Origin of the sequence: Bacillus sp. BB081, assembly GCF_008368895.1 — a bacterium.
Lineage (GTDB): Bacteria > Bacillota > Bacilli > Bacillales > Bacillaceae_G > Bacillus_A > Bacillus_A wiedmannii.
In genome coordinates this window covers 1-7086 of record NZ_QOZX01000108.1, presented here as the reverse complement: position 1 = coordinate 7086, position 7086 = coordinate 1, and the positions used below count along the sequence as shown (strand labels likewise).

General features: G+C 34.5%; 9 protein-coding genes and 1 pseudogene. 8 read left to right on the top strand and 2 right to left on the bottom strand.

From position 1 onward, the window contains the following. Window positions 1-19: 19 nt before the first annotated feature. Complete coding sequence (locus DN394_RS28000; RefSeq protein ID WP_001165081.1) at window positions 20-205, bottom strand: YkvS family protein; 186 nt, start codon at window positions 203-205, stop codon at window positions 20-22. Between the two features lie 262 nt (window positions 206-467). On the opposite strand from DN394_RS28000, the gene DN394_RS29155 reads away from it, so the two are divergent. Together DN394_RS29155 and DN394_RS27995 are read left to right on the top strand one after the other, a co-directional pair. Next, on the top strand, window positions 468-623 hold the full coding sequence (locus DN394_RS29155) for a hypothetical protein (RefSeq protein WP_002096778.1): 156 nt from the start codon (window positions 468-470) through the stop codon (window positions 621-623). 88 nt (window positions 624-711) lie between these two features. Continuing rightward, entirely contained in the window at window positions 712-1314 is a 603-nt protein-coding gene (locus DN394_RS27995; RefSeq protein ID WP_097918468.1) for a histidine phosphatase family protein, read from the top strand. Window positions 1315-1351: 37 nt separating this feature from the next. Here DN394_RS27995 and DN394_RS27990 read toward each other — a convergent pair whose 3' ends face one another. Beyond that, entirely contained in the window at window positions 1352-1930 is a 579-nt protein-coding gene (locus DN394_RS27990; protein ID WP_098705360.1) for a GNAT family N-acetyltransferase, read from the bottom strand. A gap of 245 nt (window positions 1931-2175) precedes the next feature. Here DN394_RS27990 and DN394_RS27985 point away from each other — a divergent pair, with 245 nt between their 5' ends. From DN394_RS27985 to nrdF, 6 genes and pseudogenes are all read left to right on the top strand, one after another. Next, window positions 2176-2370 carry a hypothetical protein gene (locus DN394_RS27985; RefSeq protein ID WP_000356682.1) on the top strand — a complete coding sequence of 65 codons (195 nt, stop codon included), beginning with the start codon at window positions 2176-2178 and terminating at the stop codon, window positions 2368-2370. Window positions 2371-2395: 25 nt separating this feature from the next. After that, complete coding sequence (locus DN394_RS27980) at window positions 2396-2713, top strand: hypothetical protein (RefSeq protein WP_000502194.1); 318 nt, start codon at window positions 2396-2398, stop codon at window positions 2711-2713. A gap of 476 nt (window positions 2714-3189) precedes the next feature. Then, the gene (nrdI, locus tag DN394_RS27970) at window positions 3190-3549 is read left to right on the top strand and encodes a class Ib ribonucleoside-diphosphate reductase assembly flavoprotein NrdI (RefSeq protein WP_000634376.1); all 360 of its coding nucleotides are present in this window, start codon (window positions 3190-3192) and stop codon (window positions 3547-3549) included. Further along, window positions 3536-4663 (top strand): annotated as a pseudogene (locus DN394_RS27965) (ribonucleotide reductase N-terminal alpha domain-containing protein); the annotation flags it as partial. The gene nrdI and the pseudogene DN394_RS27965, both read left to right, overlap by 14 nt. Window positions 4664-5046: 383 nt before the next feature. Continuing rightward, window positions 5047-5997: a ribonucleotide reductase large subunit gene (locus DN394_RS27960; RefSeq protein ID WP_319805905.1), complete on the top strand. Its 951-nt coding sequence runs from the start codon at window positions 5047-5049 to the stop codon at window positions 5995-5997. Between the two features lie 93 nt (window positions 5998-6090). Further along, window positions 6091-7059: a class 1b ribonucleoside-diphosphate reductase subunit beta gene (gene nrdF, locus DN394_RS27955; protein WP_097918467.1), complete on the top strand. Its 969-nt coding sequence runs from the start codon at window positions 6091-6093 to the stop codon at window positions 7057-7059. Window positions 7060-7086: the final 27 nt, after the last annotated feature.

Below are 7086 nucleotides of genomic sequence, written 5' to 3'. Positions count from 1 at the left end.
ATCCTTTCTTTCTATTATATTATGCATTTTGATTAATGACAGTATAGTTTTTATGACTTACAACTGTAAGAGGTTCCATATCTAGTTCTCTAAAATTTTCCATAATTGTTATATCTACAATAACGGAGTTTTGATTTACTTTTTGAACACGGCCTTGCATTCCACCTTTAAATTCAATGATATCTCCAGTTTCTGCGATCTGCATAAGCAACTCTCCTTGTTACAGTTTTCCAAAAAAAGAATAATTTTGGTTTTTTTTTATTTCCTCTTATTTTGAACCATATTGTCTAGTTTGTAAATGTTTCCAAAGTAAAAATTCGAAAAATATTCACATTTTGTAAGAAAATATGAAAGAACTCCAAGTTATTAGAAAAAAAGAACGGTTTAATGCGTGCATCTTTATATAGGGGTATAATGAAAAATATACAATACCTACTAAAGTGGGGGAAATTAGAGGCGGTAAAATGATGTTTGAATTTGTGGGGAGTGTTATAGCATTAACTTTATTTGTATTTTCTTATATAAATTTAAAAAAGATTCGTCATCATGAAACGACTACATATTTTGATGGGATGGATGGTATACATGCTGGGGTCACACATGAGAGTGGCGGGGATATGTAAAGGTGTATAACTTTCTTTTTTTGCGTGGTATGATATTTAAAAATAGTACATAATAGAGTTCGTAAGTGATGAATGGAGAGTGGAAAGAATGAAGATTTCTTTTATTCGTCATGGCCGCTTAGATCGTACTATAGAACCAATGACGGTTACATCCTTTCATGAATGGATGAAAGGATATGACTTACACGCTATAACAGAAAAAGCACCTATACCAATGGAAACAATGGAAGCGATTGAAGCAGCAAAGTTGATTGTAACGAGTGATCAAAGGTGTGCTATACAGTCAGCAGCTGAATTAATGAATTCTTTATCTTTTATGCAAAATTCTCTTTTTAGGGAAGCTGAAATTTCGACGAATTTTTATGCTCCAACATGGTTGAAATGTAAACCTAACGTATGGATGTTTATCGGGCGAACATTATGGATACTTGGTTACAATAAAGGTGTTGAGTCTTATAAGGAAGTAAGAGAGAGGGCAAGGCAAGCGGCTTACTTATTACACCGTTATGCTCTCGTACATGGAAGTATTGCTCTTGTAGGTCATAATTACATTAATGCAATGGTTGGTGCGGAGCTGAGAGCGATGGGATGGTCTGGTGCTCCTATTTTACATAGGAAGCCATGGGGATGTACAACCTATACATTCCACGAAGCGATGGATGGAAATATATTAAATACAAAATTAACATAAAAGCACACGATTTATATATAAATCGTGTGCTTTCTTTTTAAGATATAGAAATTTTGATGTTTAATGTTTTTACGAGATGTGCATAAGGTTCGCCTACAAGCATAACGATTTTATCTTTTTTATAACCTAGTTTTTCATATAGTGAATAGGCACGTTTGTTTTCTAAATTAACAAGTAATGCGATTTTTTCATGCTCCTTTTCAGTTGCATGGATTTCAGCAGCTTCAATTAATTGAGAACCGATTCCTTTTCCGCCATATGCACTTGAAACTGATAATGTATCAATGTAATATTCATCAAGTTCAGCTTCTTTTTCTAATGTAATTGATTCATCTTTATGTAATTCTCTTAAGTAATGTACAATTGGTGTATCAAGACTTGTTGCTTCACTACCGTGATAAGCGACAATAACCCCAACTGCAACCCCGTCTTGTACATATACAAAACAGTTTTCATAGCTCAGTCGATTTCTCTCTTTTGAGAACCATGTTTCAAGTCCTAGTAATACTTCTGTCTCAACTGTGCTGCCTGTGATTTTTTCAGCAATTTCGTGCAGAGCGTTATATAATAAAGGTGCAATTGCCTTCGCATCTGTCTTTTTTGCTTTCCGAATCATAGTATCCCTCCTAGTTTTATTTATATATTGTAGCATAGTGGTATGGAACTTTGCATAATTGAATGTCGAAATGTTTGATATAGAGAAGTAGCTATGTTAGTATATGATATTTAGTGGACATATAGTAAAGTGATATCGTTTGCGAAATAATGAAAATGAAATGAAGGTATAGCACCTGGATAATTTTACAGTTGTTGACCTATAGAATATACGATAAAATAAAATATTGCATAGAGGTGAAATACATGGATAAAGAATTAGCAAATGCAATTTTGGATCAGCTGAAAAATGGTGAAATAAAGGAGTATGTTGTTACGAAAGATGTATTTTATACGTTCAGAGAAGTTGTAGTAAGTCGAGAAGATTTTAAACATATTATTGGGAACGCACAGCGCGGCGGACAAGTAATTTATACATATTCAGAAACGCCACGTTCGTAACTAGAAGAATATAGGGAGGAGAATTATGGGCGATTTTAAACAAGGCATATTACCGCATTGGGATTATATGTGGAAAGATAGAGCTGGCAATAGGTTTATGGGGATGGTCATGTATCCAGAGAAACGAAAGTGTTCGGCAAAAATGCTTCAGAAAATAAAAAGAGCATATGAAGAGGCTATAGAAATTAAAGTAACCATACAAGTTCAACATACATATCAGTACGTAGAAGGAATGATTGTGTACTTTGATGAAGAAGCTCCTGTATGTACAATGATTGATAAAGATGAAAATCCACATCATATATTTGTAAAAGATATTTTGCGTATTGAGCACTCTGAATAATCTTTTCATAAATAAATTGAATTTCCATAATAATAATCTTTTTCTATAATAGTTATCTTTTAGTATGTAACGCGAACCGAAAGTATATGTATAATATTTAATAAAGTAAAATTGATAAATGTAATCGTTTTTTAGAACAGATTATCGTTTCATGTCTGTTCTTTTTTTCGTGATGCTGGAGAAATATATTCCTCCAGCATTTGCCGTTTTATGACAAAATATATTGGTAACTTTTTTAAAAATAAGGTTAAATTCGTTGACAACTTTTTTGAAAAGCACTTTATTGACATGAGTTTTAGAATGTTGTTTCATAGTCATTGTATTGAAAAAAATCGACTGTCTTGTCGAAAAGTAAAATTTAAAAAAAGAAAGAATTTATACATATATCTTGTGTCTTATTTTGAAACGTAATACAATATATAGAGAAATCAAGAAACAACATACAGAGAGTATAGATTGGAGAGGGAGGGTCGGAAATGATAGTTGCATATGATTCTATGACAGGAAACGTGAAGCGTTTCATTCACAAATTAAATATGCCGGCCGTTCAAATTGGTGAAGATCTAGTAATAGATGAAGACTTTGTTTTAATTACGTATACAACAGGTTTTGGCAATGTACCAGAACGTGTTTTAGAATTTTTAGAGCGCAATAATGAAAAATTAAAAGGCGTATCTGCAAGCGGCAATCGTAACTGGGGAGACATGTTCGGTGCAAGTGCTGACAAAATTTCTGCTAAATATGAAGTGCCTATTGTATCAAAATTTGAGTTATCAGGAACAAATAACGATGTAGAATATTTTAAGGAAAGGGTGCGGGAGATTGCGACACATTGAACTGAATAATGAAATCACGCAAATGCAGGACGGTTTTTATCAGCTTCATAAAGATAAAGAGGCATTAGAAGTCTTTATGGAAGAAGCTAGAGAGAATACCGTTCATTTTAATAGCGTGGCAGAGCGAATGGAGTATATGAAAGAATATGATTACTATTACAACGTTCTGGACGAGTATAGCTTGGAGGAAGTAGAAGAGGTATATAACATCGCTTATGGTGAAAACTTCGAGTTCCAATCTTATATGGCAGCATCTAAGTTCTACAAAGATTATGCGTTAAAAACAAATGATCAAAAACAATACTTAGAAAGCTATGAAGATCGTGTAGCAATTGTTTCATTATACTTAGGACGCGGTGATGTTGCGAAGGCAAAACACTTCGCAAGCATGATTGTAAAACAAAACTACCAACCAGCGACACCAACCTTTTTAAATGCGGGACGAAGCAGAAGAGGAGAAATGGTGTCTTGTTTCTTGTTAGAGATGGATGATAGCTTAAATTCAATCGGCTTTAACATTAATACTGCAATGCAATTATCAAAAATCGGCGGTGGAGTAGCTTTAAACTTGTCTAAGCTACGTGCACGTGGTGAGCAAATTAAAGGTATCGATAACGCTGCAAGTGGTGTAGTACCTGTTATGAAATTACTTGAAGATTCGTTTTCATATGCGAATCAACTTGGGCAACGAAAAGGTGCCGGCGCAGTATACTTAAACATTTTCCATTGGGATATTATTGAATTCCTTGATACAAAAAAAATAAATGCCGATGAGAAGAGCCGTATTCAGTCTCTATCAATCGGAATTATCGTTCCAAGTAAGTTCTTTGAGCTTGCTGAGAAAAACGAACCTTTCCATGTTTTCGCGCCTTATACGGTGTATAAAGAATACGGAAAGCATTTAGATGATATAGACATTGATGAAATGTACGATGAATTAATGAGCAATCCGAAAGTGAAGAAGAAGCCGCTAGATATTAGTGCACGTGATATGCTTATTAAAATTGCTATGATTCAGCTTGAGTCTGGTTACCCATACTTAATGTTTAAATCAAATGCAAATAACCAACATCCACTGAAGGATATTGGAACTGTGAAGATGTCGAACTTGTGTTAAATATGTAGCACCTTCTAGTAGAAATGCTAGTCGAAAACTCCGTTAAACGGGGAAAGCCTCAAATTTGAGGTAACCTACCGTGCTAAATCTTATCTTAGAATGAAAATATAAAAGTTCAGAATGTATCTTATTATTTTGTATAGCAGAGTTATGGGACAACATAAAGTAATAAGAGACTTTCTGAAGTATGTAAGATAAGTAAAAGCCTAACGACTATCCCTTATGGGAGTAGAACGCAAGCGATTGGCGTTCGAAAAGCGGAGCACCTAATCAGGTAATGCTGTAGGTGATGATATAGTCTGTCCTGTATGGTGACATACAGCAGTTGCATGAGCAACGGACTGAGGAGTAGCGGACTCGGTTGAACATTCGAGACAGAAATCTTCCAGCTTCAAGAAACTTCTGAAATAAATGATTACGGTACAGATGATATTATCCGTCGTGATATTAACTGTAATTTAGGATCGTTAAATATCGTGAATGTAATGGAAAATAAAGAAATTCGTGAAGCTGTTCATGCGGGAATGGAAGCTTTAACAGCTGTGTCTGATATGACGATCATTCCGAATGCACCAACTGTGAAAAAAGCAAATGATGAGCTTCATTCAGTTGGACTTGGCGCAATGAACTTACACGGATATTTATCAAAAAACAAAATCGCATATGAAAGTGCAGAAGCGAAAGAGTTCGCTCGTACATTCTTTATGATGTTAAATTACTACTCTATTGAGAAAAGTATGGAAATCGCTAAAGAAAAAGGCGAAACATTTAAAGACTTCGATAAGTCTGATTATGCGAATGGCACATACTTTGAAAAGTACGAAACGACAGATTACAGCCCAGTAACTGAAAAAGTTCAGCAACTATTTGAAGGAATTCATATTCCAACAAAAGATGATTGGACAAGTTTAAAAGAGCAAGTGAAGAAGAATGGATTATATAATTCATACCGTCTTGCTATCGCTCCAACACAATCTATCAGTTACGTTCAAAATGCAACTTCAAGCGTAATGCCGATCGTAAGTCAAATCGAATCAAGAACATATGCGAATGCGACAACATATTATCCAATGCCGTATTTATCAAAAGATACGTTCTGGTACTATAAATCTTCTTACGATATGAATCAGTTTAAATTAATTGATTTAATCGCAGAAATCCAAGAACATATTGACCAAGGAATTAGTACAATTCTTTACGTTAATAGTGATATTTCAACACGTGAATTAGCACGTTACTACATCTATGCACATAAAAAAGGCTTAAAGAGTCTTTATTATACGAGAACACGTAAGTTAAGCGTGGAAGAGTGCGTAGCTTGTACCGTTTAATATAAAAAGTGAGACATCATGAGCAGGGTTTTCTGAACCCTGCTCATGCTTAGTTATCAATTTTTCATGTTTATTTAGAGAAGGGGCGATTGAATGCGTGCGGTAAACTGGAACAAAAAAGAAGATGATTTTAGTTTAATGTTTTGGAAGCAAAACATCGCTCAGTTTTGGACAGAAGAAGAAATCGCGGTATCTTCTGACAAAAATACTTGGGCACAATTATCAAAAGAAGAGCAGGTTGCTTATAAGCGTGTATTAGGTGGTTTAACACTTTTAGATACGAAACAAGGTGGCGAAGGGATGCCACTTGTACTTGTTCATCTTGAAAATTTACAAGCGAAAAGTGTATTAGCTTTCATGGGAGCTATGGAAGAAGTACATGCGAAGAGTTACAGTCATATTTTCACAACGTTAGCTACTGAAGAAGAAATCGATGATATTTTTGACTGGGTAGACAACCATCCATTACTTGAGAAAAAGGCTGGTATTGTTACTAGTTATTATCGTCGTTTATTAAAGCCTGAAGTAACGAAAAAAGAGTTATACATGGCAATGGTAGCAAGTGTATTCTTAGAAAGTTATTTATTCTATAGTGGATTCTTCTATCCGCTTTACTTAGCAGGTCAAGGTAAATTGACGGCAAGTGGTGAGATTATTAACCTAATAATTCGTGATGAGTCCATTCACGGCGTATTCGTCGGTATTTTAGCACAACAACTCTTCGCAGAACTTTCTGCAGAAGATCAACAAGAAGTGCAAAAAGAAACACAAGAGTTATTAATGGAACTATATGAAATTGAAATGGCATACACAGAAGAAATTTACACTTCTATCGGTCTTGTAGAGGATGTAAATCGTTTCGTTCGTTACAATGCGAATAAAGGACTTATGAATTTAGGACTTGAGCCGAAGTTTGAAGAGGAAGAAATTAACCCAATCGTTTTAAATGGTTTACGTACAGATACGAAAAACCATGATTTCTTCTCTGTAAAAGGAAATGGTTACGTAAAAGCAACGAACGTTGAAAAGTTAGCTGATGATGACTTCGTGTTTAATTTTTAATATATATACTCATAAAGAAAAGCTGTC

What these genes read in the sequence shown, in the direction of transcription:
- DN394_RS28000 (WP_001165081.1), bottom strand. Translation starts at nt 205, where the DNA reads ATGCAGATCGCAGAAACTGGAGATATCATTGAATTTAAAGGTGGAATG.
- DN394_RS29155 (WP_002096778.1), top strand. Translation starts at nt 468, where the DNA reads ATGTTTGAATTTGTGGGGAGTGTTATAGCATTAACTTTATTTGTATTT.
- DN394_RS27995 (WP_097918468.1), top strand. Translation starts at nt 712, where the DNA reads ATGAAGATTTCTTTTATTCGTCATGGCCGCTTAGATCGTACTATAGAA.
- DN394_RS27990 (WP_098705360.1), bottom strand. Translation starts at nt 1,930, where the DNA reads ATGATTCGGAAAGCAAAAAAGACAGATGCGAAGGCAATTGCACCTTTA.
- DN394_RS27985 (WP_000356682.1), top strand. Translation starts at nt 2,176, where the DNA reads ATGGATAAAGAATTAGCAAATGCAATTTTGGATCAGCTGAAAAATGGT.
- DN394_RS27980 (WP_000502194.1), top strand. Translation starts at nt 2,396, where the DNA reads ATGGGCGATTTTAAACAAGGCATATTACCGCATTGGGATTATATGTGG.
- nrdI (WP_000634376.1), top strand. Translation starts at nt 3,190, where the DNA reads ATGATAGTTGCATATGATTCTATGACAGGAAACGTGAAGCGTTTCATT.
- nrdF (WP_097918467.1), top strand. Translation starts at nt 6,091, where the DNA reads ATGCGTGCGGTAAACTGGAACAAAAAAGAAGATGATTTTAGTTTAATG.